Source organism: Sedimenticola hydrogenitrophicus (genome assembly GCF_029017505.1).
GTDB classification, from domain to species: domain Bacteria; phylum Pseudomonadota; class Gammaproteobacteria; order Chromatiales; family Chromatiaceae; genus Sedimenticola; species Sedimenticola hydrogenitrophicus_A.
In genome coordinates this window covers 135,861-152,894 of sequence record NZ_JAQGEI010000005.1, presented here as the reverse complement: position 1 = coordinate 152,894, position 17,034 = coordinate 135,861, and the positions used below count along the sequence as shown (strand labels likewise).

Sequence of the window (17,034 nt, the reverse complement as noted above, 5' to 3'; positions counted from 1 at the left end):
TCACCTAGTCCTGACGCGCAATAGTGCTGGTACGCTTGATTTTTTCCTGCAACTGGATCACCCCGTAGAGGAGTGCCTCGGCGGTCGGCGGGCAACCAGGCACGTAGATGTCCACCGGCACCACCCGGTCGCAACCCCGCACCACGGAATAGGAATAGTGGTAGTAACCGCCCCCATTGGCGCAGGAGCCCATGGAGATGACCCAGCGGGGCTCGGCCATCTGGTCGTAGACCTTGCGCAGCGCCGGTGCCATCTTGTTGACCAGCGTACCCGCCACAATCATCACGTCCGACTGACGGGGACTGGGGCGGAAGATGATTCCGAACCGGTCCATATCGTAGCGCGCGGCGGCTGCGTGCATCATCTCGACCGCGCAACAGGCAAGACCGAAGGTCATCGGCCAGAGGGAGCCGGTACGCGCCCAGTTGATCAGCTTGTCGGCGTTTGTGGTGATGACACCCTTTTCAAGTATGCCTTCTACTCCCATTCCAGGGCCCCTTTCTTCCACTCATAGATAAACCCGACCACCAGCACGCCGAGAAAGACGGTCATGGCAACCAGTCCGACCCCGCCGATCTTGTCCAGGACGATGGCCCAGGGAAACAGAAAAGCAATCTCAAGATCGAAAATAATAAACAGGATGGCGACCAGGTAATACCTGACATCGAACTTCATGCGGGCATCTTCGAATGCCTCGAAACCGCACTCATAGGGGGATAGCTTCTCGCTGTCAGGACGTCGGGTGCCGAGCGCGAAACCCATCATAACCATGACGACCCCCACAATCAGGCCGACAGCCAAAAACACCAGAACGGGTAGATAGTTCTCTAACATTTGCTCTCGTCCTTCCTCACCGGGTTCTCATTGGAAGTGGTCCCAGCCGTAAGATTAACGGGGCGAAATGGTAGAGCAGCGAGGGTGATCTGTCAAGCTTATAGCGACAATAAAAAACTTTATAATCAGTCACTTATGTTGATTTTACTCACAAAAAACGGCAGCACCCTAACGGGTGATGCCGTTTCTACTGTATGGTGCCGATGGCCGGATTTGAACCGGCACGGCTTGCGCCACTACCCCCTCAAGATAGCGTGTCTACCAATTTCACCACATCGGCATTCGGGCTTATGTAGCCCATCAAATCACTTCATTCAGTTGCCTTCGGCTGCTCACCGTTGTCAGTTGTCGCCTGAGGAACCACCGGAACGCCTCCGGTATTTTCGCTGGTTGCACCGGGCACCGCGGGAACCTCAGATGCCGGCGCCTGTTTGGAGACCGGTATTTCAACCGCCGGCCCCTGCTCTTCAATCATCAACCCCGGCCGCTCTACCGATTGCATGGAATACCAGCCCATGCCCAGACTGGTAAGGAAGAAAAGGGTTGCCAGCAGCGCCGTCGCGCGGCTGAGGAAATTAGCGGAACCCGCAGCACCAAAAACCGTGCCGGATGAACCGGAGCCAAAAGCCGCGCCCGCATCAGCGCCCTTGCCGTGCTGCATCAGCACGAGACCAATGACACCGACGGCCAGGAAGAGATGGACTACGACCAGAACTGTTTGCATTCGGGCTTCCGTTGTATAGCTGAAAATTCAAAGCGCGCATTGTACCTGATGCAGTTGCGAGAAAGAAGCCACATCGGCATCAAAAAACAAATTTTTAAAGGTTTTTACCGCGAATAAACCGGACAATTATCCTACATCGCCAGACATTTCGTAGGGTGGATTAGCGGCGCACAGGCACCACACTTCCAGACCACAACAACAGCCGGGCGCCGTGTAATCCATCGTTTTCTCAACCCGCCAAACGGTGGGTTACGGCGCGCACGACGCCACGCAAACGGCCACCCCCGGCGCGGGGCGCACCTAACCCACCCGACAAAACTTGCCAGGACAAGCGATCAGTTGGCCGCGGTACAGATGCCCAGAAAATCCCCGGCATCAAGCGAAGCCCCGCCAATCAGGCCGCCGTCGATATCCGGTTTGGCGATCAGCTCCTGGGCATTCCCGGGTTTCATGCTGCCACCATAAAGAATGCGCAGGCCCTCCGCCACAGCCGCGTCATGCCCGGCGATACGCAGACGGATGAACGCGTGCACCTCCTGCGCCTGTTCCGGTGTAGCGGTCTCCCCGGTGCCAATGGCCCATACCGGCTCATAAGCGACCACGCCGTCGGCCAGGGCAGCGGCCCCCTGCAGCTCGATAACCGCATCCAACTGGCGGGCAACCACCGACTCGGTGATACCCTGCTCCCGCTCGGCAAGGGTCTCCCCCACGCACAGAATGGGAACCAACCCCGCCGCCCGGGCCGCGGCAAACTTGCGCGCCACCAGCTCATCGCTCTCGGCGTGGTAGGCACGCCGTTCGGAGTGACCGACGATGACATATTTGCAGCCGAAGTCCGCCAGCATGGAGGTGGCGATCTCGCCGGTATAGGCACCGGACGGTTCTGCTGAAACATCCTGCGCACCCCAGCCGACCGGGCTGCCCTGCAACTGCTGCTGGACGGCCGGCAGGTAGATCGCCGGGGCGCAGACAGCCACCTCGGCCCGCTTCACGTCCGCCATCCCCGCCTTGATTCCATCGAGCAGCCGGGTGATGCTCTCCAGGGAGCCATTCATTTTCCAGTTACCCGCAACGAGTGGTTGACGCATGGTTTTCTCCTGACAGATTCGCTTTAACAATTCACCATCGACGATGGCCTTTCAGATGACAATAGCGAGAAAAGTCTAGCCACCGCACCCCGCTAAAGCAAATCAGGAAATGGAATAGATGGGATCAGTTATCCCTATGGTAATCCGCAATCCTTGCGCGTCACCAAGGCCGGAGCCGCCCCGCCCCAGTGGACTTTCAACTGCACTCGCGCGTCTTGACTCCGACTCTCGAAGATACTTTGTCAGATTGACTTGGACCGGCTTCCTCAGGGCTTTCGGGTGGGAGGATTTCAAGACCGTCGGCGGCAGGAGGAGTGGTACAGGGATGTACCGTTTACGGAGCCGAGGATGCCATGCCGCCGCCGAGCCCCCAGGGATGGGTTAACGGCGTGTCTTGGAATCCTTTCACCCGGAAGCTATCCGCCCAATATCGGAAACAGCACCAGAATCTGACAAAGTAGAACTAAGCGCTGTCGATAATGGACAGCACTCAGAACGAGACCACCGACCGGCCTCCCGCCGACTCGCTCATGAGCCGCTCCAGGACATCGACAATCTGCTGCGACAGTCCCTGAATCTGGGCGTCATCCGGGCCTTCCAGCGTTACCCTGATCAGCGGTTCGGTGCCTGAGGGCCGCAACAACACGCGCCCCGATCCGGCAAGCGCCGTCTCGGCCTCGACAACCGCCTGCCGCACCGGCGCGGCGGCCATCAACTCGGCAGCCGGGATACTGCCCAGCTTCACGTTTCGGGTGATCTGCGGATACTTCTGGTAGCCTTCGCGCAACTCGTGCAGGGCCACGCCGCTCTTGTTGATCTCGGCCAGCACCTGCAGCGCCGAGATGATGCCGTCACCGGTGGTGGTGCGATCCAGGCAGATGATATGCCCCGACGGCTCACCCCCCAGACACCAGCGCTCAATCTCCAGCCGTTCCAGGATATAACGATCCCCCACGTCGGTGCGCACCAGGTCGATGCCGTGTTCGTTCAGGGCACGCTCGAGGCCGAAGTTGGTCATCTTGGTGCCCACCACACCGCCATTCAGGACGCCTCGGCGCAACCGGGAACAGGCGATGATATAGAGTATGTCATCACCATCCAGCACGGCCCCGTTGACATCCACCATGATCAGACGGTCACCATCACCATCCAGGGCGATCCCCAGATCGGCCTGCTCCGCCAGCACCGCCTTCTGCAGGGTTTCGATATGGGTCGAACCGAATCCGGCATTGATATTCAGCCCGTCGGGCTCGGCGCCGATCGCGATCACCTCGGCCCCCACCTCCCTGAAGACGTGGGGTGCAATGTGGTAGGTGGCGCCGTGGGCGCAGTCGACCACGATCTTCATGCCCTGGAAACTCATGGTCCAGGGGATGGTGCTTTTGCAGAATTCTATATAGCGACCCGCGGCATCACTGACCCGATAGGCCTTGCCCAGCCGCTCGGACTCCACCGTGGTCATCGGTTTATCCAGTTCCCGCTCGATCGCCAACTCCACCTCGTCGGGGAGCTTCTTGCCTTCGCTGGAAAAGAACTTGATACCGTTGTCGCAATGGGGATTATGCGAGGCGCTGATCACGATACCCGCCTGGGCATGCAGGGTGCGGGTCAGATAGGCAATACCGGGGGTCGGCATGGGGCCCAACAGGTGGATATCCACACCGGCGGCCACCAGGCCGGCCTCCAGCGCCGACTCCAGCAGGTAACCGGAGATCCGGGTATCCTTGCCGATCAACACCTTGCTGCCACTGCCCTTGCCGAGCACCCGTCCCGCGGCCCAACCGAGACGCATGACAAATTCCGGGGTTATCTTTCCCTCTCCGACACGGCCGCGAATGCCGTCTGTTCCAAAATATTTCCGTTTCAAGGCTGCTCCCCTCGATCCCTGTAAATTAACAAATAAGACTAGATGAAGTGTGAAGTTTGAAAAGGTCTCCCTTCACACTTCAAACTTCACACTTCATCACGGCATGGGCCATGCACAGCGCATCGGCCGTCGCTTTCACATCATGGGTGCGGATGATCGCCGCCCCCCGCTCGACCGCCATCACCGCGCAGGCCAGCCCACCCGACAGCCGCTGATCCACAGGGGCATCGCCGAGTACCGCGCCGATCATGGATTTTCTGGAAATGCCGACCAACAGCGGAAGTCGCAGCTCGTTGAATCGCTCCAGGTGCCGCAGCAGCAGGAGATTGTGCCGCAGGGTTTTGCCGAAGCCAAATCCCGGATCAAGCAACAGTCGGCTTCTGGGGATACCGGACGCCAGACAGGCTTCGACCCGCGCCTGCAGGAACGCCATCACCTCCGCCACCACATCCTGATACCGCGGGTTTTGCTGCATGGTCCGGGGCAACCCCTGCATGTGCATCAGACAGACCGGCACATCCAGTGCCGCGGCGGCCGCCAGCGCACCCGCGTCTTGCAACGCCATGACATCATTGATCATCCCTGCCCCGGCAGCCACCGCTTCACGCATCACGGTCGCCTTGTTGGTATCCACCGAAACAGGCACGCCAAGCTCGGCGGCAATGGTCTGAATAACGGGGATAACCCGGTCCAGTTCCTCCTGCGCCGAAACCGCGCGGGCACCCGGGCGGGTGGATTCCCCGCCGACATCCAGGATATCGGCACCCTCGGCGACCATGGCGCGGGCCCGCTCCAGGGCGGCATCACGGGAAATGAAAACACCCCCATCCGAAAAGGAGTCGGGGGTGATGTTGAGTATGCCCATGACCCGCGGGCGATGGAGATCGACAGGTTTACCGGCGCAATCGAGCAGGGTCATGGCGGACAACGGCCGTATCCGCGATGGGTCAGTGCTGTCCGGCAGGACCGCCGATGCCGTCAGGGGAGTCCCCCTTGGGCTTGTCAACCACATCGGCCTTCAGGTCGCCGCCGCCGCCGGATTTAGGTGAAGAATCCGACTCATCGATCCAGTCCGCGGGCGGCTGGGGCCGCTTGCCGGACATGATGTCGTTGATCTGGGCACTGTCGATGGTTTCATACTTCATCAGCGCCTCGGCCATCATGTGAAGTTTTTCAATGTTCTCCTCGATGATCTGCCGCGCGCGCGCGTAGTTGCGGTCGATGATGCTATGCACCTCTTCATCGATGGCATGGGCGGTTTCGTCGGAGACATTCTTGTGCTGGGTCACGGAACGCCCCAGGAACACCTCCTCCTCCTCCTCGCCATACATCAGCGGGCCCAGGCGATCGGAGAGTCCCCACTTGGTGACCATGCTGCGGGCAAGGCCGGTAGCGCGTTGGATATCGTTGGAGGCACCGGTGGTCACCATCTCCTTGCCGAACACCAGCTCTTCCGCCACGCGGCCGCCGAACAGGCTGGAGATCTGACTCTCCAGATGCTCTTTGCTCAGGCTGTAGCGGTCCTCCTCGGGCAGGAACATGGTGACACCCAGAGCCCGGCCCCGCGGAATAATGCTCACCTTGTAGACCGGGTCATGAGAAGGCACATTGCGGCCCACGATGGCATGGCCCGCCTCGTGGTAGGCGGTAAGTGTCTTCTCTTTTTCGTTCATCACCATGGACTTGCGCTCGGCGCCCATCATGATCTTGTCCTTGGCCCGTTCCATCTCGGCCATCTCCACCATGCGCTTGTTGGAGCGGGCGGCAAACAGCGCCGCCTCGTTCACCAGGTTGGCGAGATCGGCGCCGGAAAAGCCCGGGGTGCCGCGCGCAATCAGCCCCGGTTTTACGTCGTCCGAGGCCGCCACCTTGCGCAGGTGCACTTTCAGGATCTGCTCGCGGCCACGCACGTCGGGCAGTGGCACCACCACCTGGCGGTCGAAACGGCCGGGACGCAACAGCGCGGGGTCCAGCACATCGGGACGGTTGGTCGCGGCGATGACGATGACCCCCTCGTTGCCTTCAAATCCATCCATCTCCACCAGCAGCTGGTTGAGTGTCTGCTCGCGTTCGTCATGCCCGCCGCCAAGACCGGCACCACGGTGGCGGCCGACGGCATCGATCTCGTCGATAAAGATGATACAGGGGGCGTGCTTCTTCGCCTGTTCGAACATATCGCGCACGCGGGAGGCGCCGACACCGACGAACATCTCGACGAAATCGGAGCCGGAGATGGTGAAGAACGGGACCTTGGCCTCGCCGGCAATGGCCCTGGCCAGCAGGGTCTTGCCGGTACCGGGTGAGCCGACCATCAGCACACCCTTGGGGATCTTGCCACCGAGTTTCTGGAATTTGGAGGGGTCACGCAGGAATTCGACCATCTCCGAGACCTCTTCCTTGGCCTCCTCGACGCCGGCGACATCGGCAAAGGTCACCTTGACCTGGTCCTCGCCCAACATGCGCGCCTTGCTCTTGCCGAAGGACATGGCACCGCGGCCGGCACCGCCACCCTGCATCTGGCGCATGAAGAAGATCCACAGGCCGATCAGGATAAACAGCGGGAACCAGTTGATCAGGATGGTCATCAGGATAGACGGCTTATCCGGCGGGGTCGCGACGATCTGAACATTGTTGTTCAGCAGGTCGCCCACCAGCCCGTCATCACCGGGGCTATAGGTGGAGAAGCTGGCACCGGAGGAGAGGGTACCCTTGATCTCGCGGCCATCGATATTCACTTTCTCGACTGCGCCATTCTTTACCTGGGCAATAAAATCCGAATAGGAAAGCGCATTGGTCTGCGTGGTCTGGGTGGAGAAGTTGTTGAATACTGACATCAAAACGATCGCGATGATCACCCAGAGAATCAGATTCTTTGCCATATCATTCAAGGTTGAAACCCTCTACATTACTGCCCATGCCGAGAAAATCCCTACACCGCCTCGACGCTTTCCGGCCCACTTGCATTATCGACCACAGGAACCGGTCAAAATTCAACTGGTTATCATCTAAATGAGCGATCTACAGTACTATACATTATAGCCCCTCGCCACCAGATAGACCTCGCGGCTCTGTGGCCGTGAAGCGGCGGGTTTACGTGTTGTCACCCGGGTGAAGCTACTTCGCACACCCCTGACATATTGATCAAACCCCTCACCCTGAAAGACCTTGACCACAAAACCGCCTCCCGGACGCAGCACTTCGCGTGCATATTCCAGTGCCAGTTCACACAAATACATGGCGCGGGGCTGATCGACTGCGCTCATACCACTCACATTGGGGGCCATGTCGGAAATTACAAGATCCACCGCCCGACCGGCCAGCAGCGCCCGCAACTGCTCGACCGATGCATCCTCGCGGAAATCACCCTGAATAAAATCGACCCCGGGAAGCGCATCCATGGCGAGGATATCCAGGGCAAACACCCGGCCCTTGCCGCCAACCAGCCGGGCCGCCACCTGGGACCAGCCGCCGGGTGCCGCACCGAGATCCACGACCACCTGTCCTGGACTCAACAGTTGATCTTTTTCCTGTAACTCCAGCAGTTTATAGGCCGCCCGCGAGCGATATCCCTCGGCCTGGGCGCGCTTTACATAGGCATCATTGAAGTGCCTGTCCAGCCACTGGTGACTGCTTTTGCTTTTTTTCATCTGCCCTACTTATAACAGTGTTCGGATTGTCTACAAGCACCGTAGCCCGGATGAAGCCGTCACCGAAACCGGAACAACCACCCACACCCATGACGGCGTAATCCGGGGATTGGAGCAGACACGGTACCATGCCCCGGATTCCGCCCGCCCGGGGTTGCGTGTCTACCGAGCCTGCGTGGGGCGGGCTCCATCCAGGCTACAATCTGCAAAAAGCCCCCTTTATCAAAAGAGTGTCAGCCACTCTATAACTGCGTTAGAATGCGCGGCCTTTCAACACCGACCGGAGTCCACCATGCCGTTGACAAAAAAACAGATCCGCCAGTTGAAGAGTCTGGTTCATCACCTCAATCCGGTGGTGATCGTCGGTCAGAACGGCCTGACCGAGGCGGTGATCAATGAACTGGATATCACCCTCAACACCCATGAACTGATCAAGGTAAGACTGAATGCCGGCGACCGGGAGGAGCGTCAGCAGATGATTGGACAGATCTGCGGCCGCTGTGGCGCCGAACTGGTCCAGTCCATCGGCCATGTGGCCGCCTTTTTCCGGCGCAACCCCGACAAACCGGTCATCACCCTGGAAAAAGATTGAAAAGCCTTGCCATCGGGCCAGGTTACTCCGATTCAGAACGGGCTGATTCACAACCGGCCTGATCCCAAAGGGGCCTGAACCAAACGGGGGCTTGCGCCCCCGTGATGGAATACTGTCAACCCGGGCCGTTACTCATAACGCACGGCCAGGATCTCCATGTGCCGCAGGCCATTCGGGGTCTGGACCGCCGTCTCGTCACCCACCGACTTGCCGATCAACGCGCGCGCCATGGGCGAGCTGACCGAGATCAGCCCCTGCTTGATATCCGCCTCGTCATCGCCGACGATCTGGAAGGTGTGCTCGGCATCCTCCTCCTCTTCATACACGTCGACGGTGGCGCCGAAAATCACCCGGCCATCGGCATTGATACTCTTCACATCGATAATCTGGGCATGCGAGAGTTTGGACTCGATATCCTTGATCCGGCCCTCGATAAAGCCCTGTTGCTCACGCGCGGCATGGTATTCCGCGTTCTCCTTCAGATCGCCATGGGCGCGCGCCTCGGCGATGGCCTGGATCACCTTCGGGCGCGCCACCTGCTTCAGCTGAGTCAACTCGGCGCGCAGATTCTCCGCACCTCTGACTGTCAGGGGTACCTTGCTCATAGCTTAAACCTCATCTCTGTTCTCTCTCCTCGCAGCCGATCCGGACGCGGATCAGTGCAGGTCCTGCAACCGATTGACATGGGTACTGTCCGCCTGCTTCAACGCCAGGCAGATCGCCTCGCCACCCGACATGGTGGTGGTGTAACTCACCTTGTGCTGCAGCGCGGCGCGGCGGATGGCGGCCGAGTCGGCAATCGCCTTCTTGCCTTCGGTGGTGTTGATGATCAGACGGAACTCGTCATTTTTGATCATATCCACGATGTGCGGACGCCCTTCCGCCACCTTGTTCACCCGTTCGCACTCAATACCGTGATCCGTGATCACCTTGCAGGTGCCGCCCGTGGCGTAGAGCTGAAAACCGAACTGTTGCAGATCACGTGCCACCGAGACGATACGTACCTTATCCTGCTCACGCACCGACAGCAGGGCCCGGCCGGAGCGCGGCAGCAGATCGCCACCCCCTTCCAATGCCTTGGCGAAGGCCTCGCCAAAGGTGGCGCCGACCCCCATCACCTCGCCGGTGGATTTCATCTCCGGACCCAGCAGCGTATCGACCCCGGGGAATTTGACGAACGGGAAGATCGCCTCCTTGACGAAATAGTTCTCCGGGATCACCTCTTTGGTGAAACCCTGCTCCCTGAGCGACATGCCGGCCATGCAGCGCGCGGCGATCTTGGCCAGCTGCACCCCGGTTGCCTTGGAGACGAACGGCACGGTGCGTGACGCACGCGGATTCACCTCCAGCAGATAGATCTCGTTGTCCTTGATGGCGAACTGGGCATTCATCAGCCCCACCACTTTCAGCTCCAGGGCCATGCGCCGCATCTGTTCACGCATGCGATCCTGTACCTCCTCTGACAGGGTATAGGGAGGCAGCGAGCAGGCGGAGTCACCGGAATGAACGCCGGCCTCCTCGATATGCTCCATGATGCCGCCGATCACCACGTCGGTACCGTCGCAGATGGCGTCTATATCCACCTCGATGGCATCGTTCAGGAAGCGGTCGAGCAGCACCGGCGAGTCGTTGGAGACGCTCACCGCCTCGCGCATGTAGCGGCGCAGATCATCCTCGTCATGCACGATCTCCATGGCCCGGCCACCGAGCACATAGGAGGGGCGCACCACCAGGGGATAGCCGACCATTTCCGCCAACAGCACGGCCTGCTCGGCCTCGGTGGCGGTCCGGTTGGGCGGCTGCTTCAGGCCCAGTTTTTCCACCAATTGCTGAAAGCGCTCGCGATCCTCGGCCAGGTCGATGGAGTCCGGCGAGGTACCGATAATGGGCGCCCCGGCCGCCTCCAGCGCCCGGGCCAGTTTCAGCGGCGTCTGCCCGCCATACTGCACGATGACCCCCAGCGGCTTTTCCACCGCAATCACCTCGAGCACATCCTCCAGGGTCAAGGGTTCGAAATAGAGCCGGTCCGAGGTGTCGTAATCGGTGGAGACCGTTTCGGGGTTGCAGTTGACCATGATGGTCTCGTAACCGTCCTCGCGCAGGGCGAAGGCGGCGTGCACGCAGCAGTAGTCGAACTCGATACCCTGGCCGATCCGGTTCGGGCCGCCGCCCAGCACCATGATCTTTTTCCTGTCGGTCGGCTGCGCCTCGCACTCCTCCTCATAGGTGGAGTACATGTAGGCAGTGCTGGTGGAGAATTCCGCGGCACAGGTATCCACCCGCTTGAACACCGGACGCACCCCGGCACTCCAGCGCGCCTCGCGGATCAGATCCTGCTTCACACCCACCAACGCGGCCAGCCGCTCATCGGAGAAACCCTTGCGCTTCAGGTAGCGCAGCCGCGCGCCATCCAGCGCCGGCAGCCCGCCCTGGCGGATCCCGGCCTCGATCTGCACCAGCTCCTCGATCTGCGCCAGGAACCAGGGATCGATCTTGGTCACGTCAAAAATATCGTCCAGCGACATGCCGGAACGGAAGGCGTCGGCGACGTACCAGAGGCGCTCCGCGCCCGGTTCCCGCAACTCATGGCGCAGGATGGTCTTGAGCTCCTCGGATTCCAGGTCCACCACCTCGTCCAGGCCGCTCTTGCCGGTCTCCAGGCCACGCAGCGCCTTCTGCAGCGACTCCTGGAAGGTGCGGCCGATGGCCATCACCTCACCCACCGATTTCATCTGCGTGGTCAGTCGATCCGGGGCGGCCGGGAACTTCTCGAAGGCGAAGCGGGGGATCTTGGTGACCACGTAGTCGATGGTCGGCTCGAAGGAGGCCGGGGTGGCGCCGCCGGTGATCTCGTTGCGCAGCTCGTCCAGGGTGTAGCCGATCGCCAGCTTGGCGGCGATCTTGGCGATCGGGAAGCCGGTCGCCTTGGAGGCCAGCGCGGAGGAGCGGGAGACACGCGGATTCATCTCGATGATGATCATGCGCCCATCCTTCGGATTGATGGCGAACTGCACGTTGGAGCCGCCGGTATCCACGCCGATCTCGCGCAACACCGCCAGCGAGGCGTTGCGCATGATCTGGTACTCCTTGTCGGTGAGGGTCTGGGCCGGCGCCACGGTGATGGAGTCGCCGGTATGCACCCCCATCGGATCCAGGTTCTCGATGGAGCAGATGATGATACAGTTGTCCTTGTGATCCCGCACCACCTCCATCTCGTACTCTTTCCAGCCCAGGGCCGACTCCTCGATCAGCAGCTCCCGGGTGGGCGAGAGATCCAGCCCGCGCTCGCAAATCTCCATGAACTCCTCACGGTTGTAGGCGATACCGCCGCCGGAGCCACCCATGGTGAAGGAGGGCCGGATGATGGTGGGGAAGCCGATCTGCGCCTGCACCTGCAGCGCCTCTTCCATGCTGTGGGCCACTGCCGCCCGGGGCATGTCCAGGCCGATCTTCTGCATCGCCTGGCGGAACAGATCGCGATCCTCCGCCTTGTCGATCGCCTCGCGGGAGGCACCGACCATCTCCACGCCGTACTTCTCCAACACCCCTTCGCGCACCAGATCCAGGGCGCAGTTCAGCGCCGTCTGGCCGCCCATGGTGGGCAGCAGCACATCGGGGCGTTCCTTCTCGATAATCCGTTCAACGGTGCGCCAGTTGATCGGTTCGATATAGACCGCATCGGCACTGTCGGGATCGGTCATGATGGTGGCCGGGTTGGAGTTGACCAGGATCACCCGGTAGCCCTCTTCCCTTAGCGCCTTGCAGGCCTGGGCACCGGAGTAGTCGAACTCGCACGCCTGACCGATCACGATCGGGCCGGCACCGATAATCAGTACGCTTTCAATGTCTGTTCTTTTTGGCATTGGTTGCTTTCAAATCCGCAGTAAATGGCTTGTTTCAGTTGTCGACTAACCCGCACTATTCCGCGGCTTGCATTAACTCGATAAAGTGGTCGAACACCGGCGCCACGTCATGGGGTCCGGGACTGGCTTCCGGATGCCCCTGGAAGCCGAAGGCCGGCCGGTCGGTGCGATGGATCCCCTGCAACGAATCGTCGAACAGGGAGCGATAAGTCGCCTGCAGATTGTCCGGCAGGCTCTGCTCGTCCACCGCGAAACCGTGGTTCTGGCTGGAGATCATCACCACCTTGTCCTGCAGGTTTTGCACCGGGTGGTTGGCGCCGTGGTGGCCGAACTTCATCTTCACCGTTTTGGCGCCGCTGGCCAGCGCCAGCAGCTGGTGTCCCAGACAGATGCCGAACACCGGGATACCGCTATCGACAATCGTTTTGATCGCCTCGATGGCGTAGTCACAGGGTTCCGGATCGCCCGGTCCGTTGGACAGGAACACGCCATTCGGCTGCAGCTCCAGCACCTTGCTGGCCGGTGTCTGCGCCGGCACCACCGTGACCCGGCAACCGCGATCCACCAGCATGCGCAGGATATTGCGCTTGATGCCGTAATCGTAGGCCACCACATGGGTCGGCAGGCTCTCCAGCAGATGTCCCGGGGACTCCGGCAGGCCGCCCTCCAGGCTCCAGGTGCCCTGTGCCCACTCGTAGGGGAGGTGGGTGGTCACCTCCTTCGCCAGGTCCATGCCCTTGAGGCCGGGAAACGACCGGGCCGCATCCAGGGCGGCGGCCTCATCCGGCCGCTCGCCGGCGACGATACAACCGGACTGGGCTCCCTTCTCGCGCAGGATCCGGGTCAGCTTGCGGGTATCGATCCCGGCGATGGCCACCACCCCCTCTTCCCGCAGGTACTGATCCAGGGGACGCCGACTGCGCCAGCTGCTGGCCAGCAGCGGTAGATCACGGATGATCAACCCGGCGGCGTGGACGGCATTGGACTCCTCGTCCTCGTCGTTGGTGCCGGTGTTGCCGATGTGGGGGTAGGTCAGGGTGACGATCTGTTTACAGTAAGAGGGATCGGTGAGGATCTCCTGATATCCGGTGATGGCGGTGTTGAAGACCACCTCGCCGACCGTCTGACCATCGGCACCGATGGACTCACCACGGAAGACCGTTCCATCTTCCAAGACCAATATTGCGGGCTTACTCAAGAAACCAGTCCCCTTCAGGCATGCCAAACGGGACAGTCTCAAGGGAGCCATCCCGCAAAGATTTAGGATTTTCTGGGAGCGACTGCGCTGAATCGCAAAGCCGCCGACCGGGGGAATTCTACTTGAATCGGGGTATCGCTGTCCATGCGACACCCGGCAAAAATCACAGCTGTTTTGTCGTCCATGCAACCAGGCCCGCGGCATCCATCGCCCCGGAAACCCGGGCGATCTCCGCCCCGCCGCGAAACAGGATCAGGGTGGGGATACTGCGGATGCCGTATCGCGCCGCCACCGCCTGCTCCTCCTCGGTATTGAGTTTGATCAGCTGGACCCTGGGCTCCAGGCGACGCGCCGCCTGCTCAAAGGCCGGGGCCATCATCCGGCAGGGACCGCACCAGGGGGCCCAGAAATCGACCAGCAACGGCAGCTCGCTGCGGGTTATGAAACGCTCGAATCCGGCGCCGTTCAGGGCAATGGGGGTGGCGTTGAACAGCGGCCGGCGACACTTGCCGCACTTCGGTTCCTCGGCCAGCCGCCGCTCAGGAACCCGGTTCACCCCCTGACAATGGGGACATACGATATGTGTCATCACACCTCTCCAGAAAAAAACCGTCGCTAACTACCTGCATCTATCCGCACCACAGAGACACAGAGAGCGCAGAGAAATCACAGGATTCTCATGTGGGCCAACTCCAAGTCCGTAAACGGTGCCTCCCCGACGACCCGATCCGTTGCGTTGTCCGGACACACCGCTGTGTCCTCCGTGTCTCCGTGGTGCATCTGTGAGCCTACAGTGGACACCTCGGGCGAGTAGCAGCACCGGTCGATTCACTCTCCTGAGCCCCAGTTGGGTACGGTAATATCAGTTTTCAAGTAGTTGCTGATATGCTGACAGATGCGCCACGCTACCCCCCACTTGCCCTGCCAGGGACAAGCGGAGTATTGTCGTGCCAATGAGGTGACGGTTCTGGCCCTATGATTAGAAGAAAAAACAGCGATACACGCCACTATCTCGGATACGGCCTGCGCCTGCGCACCGAGTATCTGGAAACCCTGCTCCATGACCAGCCGGCGCTGGACTGCATCGAGGTCATCAGCGAAAACTATCTGGATGCCGATGAAGCAACTTTGCGCCAGCTGGATGAGCTGAGATCACACTACCCCGTCATGCTGCATGGCCTCTCGCTATCCATCGGCAGCCCCTGGCCGCTGGACCAGGGCTACCTGGACCGGCTGAAGCGATTGACCGAGCGGATCGAGCCGGCCTGGATTTCCGACCACCTCTGCTGGCGCGGGGCGGACGATGAGCAGCAGGGCCAACTGCTGCCGCTACCCTATACCGAAGAGACCCTGGAGCATGTGGTCGCGCGCATCAACCGGGTGCAGTCCTTCCTCGGCCGGCGCATCCTGCTGGAAAACGTACCGCTGGAACAGGAGAATAATCAGGAGATTCCGGAGGCCGATTTCATCCGCGAAGTGGCCGCGCGCTCGGACTCCCTGATCCTGATCGATATCGGCAACCTGCTCAGCAGCAGTCTGAACCAGGGGTTCAGCGCCTCTGACTACATTGGCCAGTTGCCCATCGGACGGGTGCGGCAGATCCACCTGCCGGATATCAGCTTCCAGCCGCCGGCGGATGAGGCGTGCGATGCCCCTCCGCACCTCATCGACCCGATCTGGAAACTGTACACCGAACTGCTCGACCGCTTCGGCCGGGTCACCACCATCATCGAGCGCGAGGACACCATCCCAACCCTGAGCGGGACGCTGTTTGATATCGGTAAAATCCGCCGGGCGGTGGACCAATATCTCGCCGGAACTTAATCCACACCCGGCGGCGCCAGCTCCAGCACCTCGATGACATCTGCGCTGATCCGCCAGCGCAGATCGAAATCATACAGCCGGATGCCGTAGACCCGCCCGGGCTGGGGCTCTCCCGAATAGGCTGGACGGGGATCCAGCTCCAGCAACCGGGTAATGAAGCGGCGCAGATGCTCCGGCTCGTGACGGGACTGCAGCTGCCCCTCCGCCAGATCCGAAAAACGCACGGCAAATCTGACCGACGGCGCCTCCGGGGCAAACCCGGAGCGGGCCTCGGGGATACTGTCCACGTACCCCACATAGGGCTTCACATCCAGCACCGGGGTACCGTCCAGCAGATCGATGCCTGAGAGTTCCAGCACCACCTCGCCGTCGACGGTGCGCACCCCCTCCAGCTTCACCACCGACAACCCCAACGGATTGGGCCGGAACGGCGCCCGGCTGGCGAACACCCCGACCCGCTTGTTGCCGCCCAGCCGCGGCGGCCGCACCATCGGCTGCCACGCCTCGCGCAGCGCCTGATGAAACACGAACTGCAGCCAGACGTGGGAGTACCCCTCCAGGCCGATCACCGCCTCCGGCCGGTCGTAGGGTGCGACCAACACCAGCTCGCCCCGCGCCTCGGGAATCAACCCCGGCTGGCGCGGAATGCCGAACTTCTCCTTGTAGGGGGAGCGGATGTAGCCGATGGGTTCGAATGTGTAGGTCATGATCGTCCAATATTAAGTTCCCAGCCGGGAAATACCGGTGGCGCAAGGTCGAAGCTACGCCGCACACCCAAAGGGATGAATTCCGTCATGGCGGAGCGGATTTACCCGCGTAATCGTATCCGGAAAAGTGCGAATGCATCCGACCCGCTTTCAGGCCACTTTTTCACCTCGCCCAGCCGTGACAGAGCGGGCCGACAAAGAATAAACCCACTATATCACCCTGTTTTATATTAAAAAATGCCTCCCGTGACAGTTAAGTTTTCCTTGCTTACTGCCGTTATCTGTAATTGAGCAATGCCCAATTCATTCCATAAAACAACAAAAGCAGGTGCGCCAATGAAAAAGCTCTACCCGATACTCTTGGCCTCGGCATGCACCACAGTGCTGCTTGCCAGCTTCACAGCCCAAGCCGACCAGCAAACGGCCATGATGTCGGGGTGCCTTGGTTGCCATAAGGCCGATGCCAAACTGATCGGACCCTCATTCCAGGATATCGCCAAAAAATATGCCGGCCAGGACGGCGTGGTCGACACCCTGGCTGCCACGGTCCAGGCAGGCAGTCCGGGTGGAAAATGGGGAGAGACGCAGATGCCGCCCAGTCCGGCCCCACTGGCGGACATTAAAAAAGTCATTACCTGGATGCTGACGCACTAATGGTCAACCGCTGTCCCGGGATATACCGGGCAGCGG

Annotated in this window: 16 protein-coding genes and 1 tRNA gene; 3 read left to right on the top strand and 14 right to left on the bottom strand. The window is 60.7% G+C overall.

Annotated elements, in window-relative coordinates; genetic code table 11:
* Positions 1 to 4: 4 nt before the first annotated feature.
* The 9 genes from O9K64_RS04785 to rlmE form a co-directional block, all read right to left on the bottom strand.
* Complete coding sequence (locus O9K64_RS04785) at positions 5 to 487, bottom strand: NuoB/complex I 20 kDa subunit family protein (RefSeq protein WP_144359818.1); 483 nt, start codon at positions 485 to 487, stop codon at positions 5 to 7.
* The gene (locus O9K64_RS04780) at positions 478 to 834 is read right to left on the bottom strand and encodes an NADH-quinone oxidoreductase subunit A (RefSeq protein WP_260295003.1); all 357 of its coding nucleotides are present in this window, start codon (positions 832 to 834) and stop codon (positions 478 to 480) included. Before O9K64_RS04780 ends, O9K64_RS04785 begins: the two co-directional genes overlap by 10 nt.
* A 195-nt stretch (positions 835 to 1,029) precedes the next feature.
* A tRNA-Leu gene (locus O9K64_RS04775) sits at positions 1,030 to 1,114 on the bottom strand.
* 30 nt (positions 1,115 to 1,144) lie between these two features.
* Positions 1,145 to 1,558: a preprotein translocase subunit SecG gene (secG, locus tag O9K64_RS04770; protein ID WP_275096936.1), complete on the bottom strand. Its 414-nt coding sequence runs from the start codon at positions 1,556 to 1,558 to the stop codon at positions 1,145 to 1,147.
* A 335-nt stretch (positions 1,559 to 1,893) separates the two neighbouring features.
* Entirely contained in the window at positions 1,894 to 2,646 is a 753-nt protein-coding gene (gene tpiA / locus O9K64_RS04765) for a triose-phosphate isomerase (protein WP_275096935.1), read from the bottom strand.
* Between the two features lie 490 nt (positions 2,647 to 3,136).
* Entirely contained in the window at positions 3,137 to 4,513 is a 1,377-nt protein-coding gene (gene glmM / locus O9K64_RS04760) for a phosphoglucosamine mutase (RefSeq protein ID WP_275096934.1), read from the bottom strand.
* Positions 4,514 to 4,592: 79 nt separating this feature from the next.
* Positions 4,593 to 5,432, bottom strand: coding sequence for a dihydropteroate synthase (folP, locus tag O9K64_RS04755; protein ID WP_275096953.1), 840 nt, complete (start codon positions 5,430 to 5,432; stop codon positions 4,593 to 4,595).
* Positions 5,433 to 5,460: 28 nt separating this feature from the next.
* Positions 5,461 to 7,392, bottom strand: coding sequence for an ATP-dependent zinc metalloprotease FtsH (gene ftsH / locus O9K64_RS04750; RefSeq protein WP_275096952.1), 1,932 nt, complete (start codon positions 7,390 to 7,392; stop codon positions 5,461 to 5,463).
* A gap of 147 nt (positions 7,393 to 7,539) precedes the next feature.
* Positions 7,540 to 8,160 carry a 23S rRNA (uridine(2552)-2'-O)-methyltransferase RlmE gene (gene rlmE, locus O9K64_RS04745; RefSeq protein WP_275096933.1) on the bottom strand — a complete coding sequence of 207 codons (621 nt, stop codon included), beginning with the start codon at positions 8,158 to 8,160 and terminating at the stop codon, positions 7,540 to 7,542.
* Positions 8,161 to 8,452: 292 nt separating this feature from the next.
* Here rlmE and yhbY point away from each other — a divergent pair, with 292 nt between their 5' ends.
* The gene (yhbY, locus tag O9K64_RS04740; RefSeq protein WP_275096932.1) at positions 8,453 to 8,752 is read left to right on the top strand and encodes a ribosome assembly RNA-binding protein YhbY; all 300 of its coding nucleotides are present in this window, start codon (positions 8,453 to 8,455) and stop codon (positions 8,750 to 8,752) included.
* Positions 8,753 to 8,880: 128 nt separating this feature from the next.
* Here yhbY and greA read toward each other — a convergent pair whose 3' ends face one another.
* The 4 genes from greA to trxC form a co-directional block, all read right to left on the bottom strand.
* Positions 8,881 to 9,357 (bottom strand): transcription elongation factor GreA, encoded by a 477-nt coding sequence (gene greA / locus O9K64_RS04735; protein WP_275096931.1) that lies wholly within the window; start codon positions 9,355 to 9,357, stop codon positions 8,881 to 8,883.
* Between the two features lie 51 nt (positions 9,358 to 9,408).
* Positions 9,409 to 12,615: a carbamoyl-phosphate synthase large subunit gene (gene carB / locus O9K64_RS04730; RefSeq protein WP_275096930.1), complete on the bottom strand. Its 3,207-nt coding sequence runs from the start codon at positions 12,613 to 12,615 to the stop codon at positions 9,409 to 9,411.
* A 55-nt stretch (positions 12,616 to 12,670) separates the two neighbouring features.
* Complete coding sequence (carA, locus tag O9K64_RS04725; RefSeq protein ID WP_275096929.1) at positions 12,671 to 13,813, bottom strand: glutamine-hydrolyzing carbamoyl-phosphate synthase small subunit; 1,143 nt, start codon at positions 13,811 to 13,813, stop codon at positions 12,671 to 12,673.
* A 163-nt stretch (positions 13,814 to 13,976) separates the two neighbouring features.
* Entirely contained in the window at positions 13,977 to 14,402 is a 426-nt protein-coding gene (gene trxC / locus O9K64_RS04720; protein ID WP_275096928.1) for a thioredoxin TrxC, read from the bottom strand.
* Between the two features lie 386 nt (positions 14,403 to 14,788).
* Here trxC and O9K64_RS04715 point away from each other — a divergent pair, with 386 nt between their 5' ends.
* The gene (locus O9K64_RS04715; RefSeq protein WP_275096927.1) at positions 14,789 to 15,637 is read left to right on the top strand and encodes a DUF692 domain-containing protein; all 849 of its coding nucleotides are present in this window, start codon (positions 14,789 to 14,791) and stop codon (positions 15,635 to 15,637) included.
* Here O9K64_RS04715 and tsaA read toward each other — a convergent pair.
* Positions 15,634 to 16,344: a tRNA (N6-threonylcarbamoyladenosine(37)-N6)-methyltransferase TrmO gene (tsaA, locus tag O9K64_RS04710; protein ID WP_305793036.1), complete on the bottom strand. Its 711-nt coding sequence runs from the start codon at positions 16,342 to 16,344 to the stop codon at positions 15,634 to 15,636. The two genes, O9K64_RS04715 and tsaA, sit on opposite strands and share 4 nt — an antisense overlap.
* Positions 16,345 to 16,680: 336 nt before the next feature.
* Here tsaA and O9K64_RS04705 point away from each other — a divergent pair, with 336 nt between their 5' ends.
* Positions 16,681 to 16,998, top strand: a complete 318-nt coding sequence (locus O9K64_RS04705; RefSeq protein ID WP_275096926.1) for a c-type cytochrome — start codon at positions 16,681 to 16,683, stop codon at positions 16,996 to 16,998.
* The last annotated feature ends 36 nt before the right edge of the window (positions 16,999 to 17,034 follow it).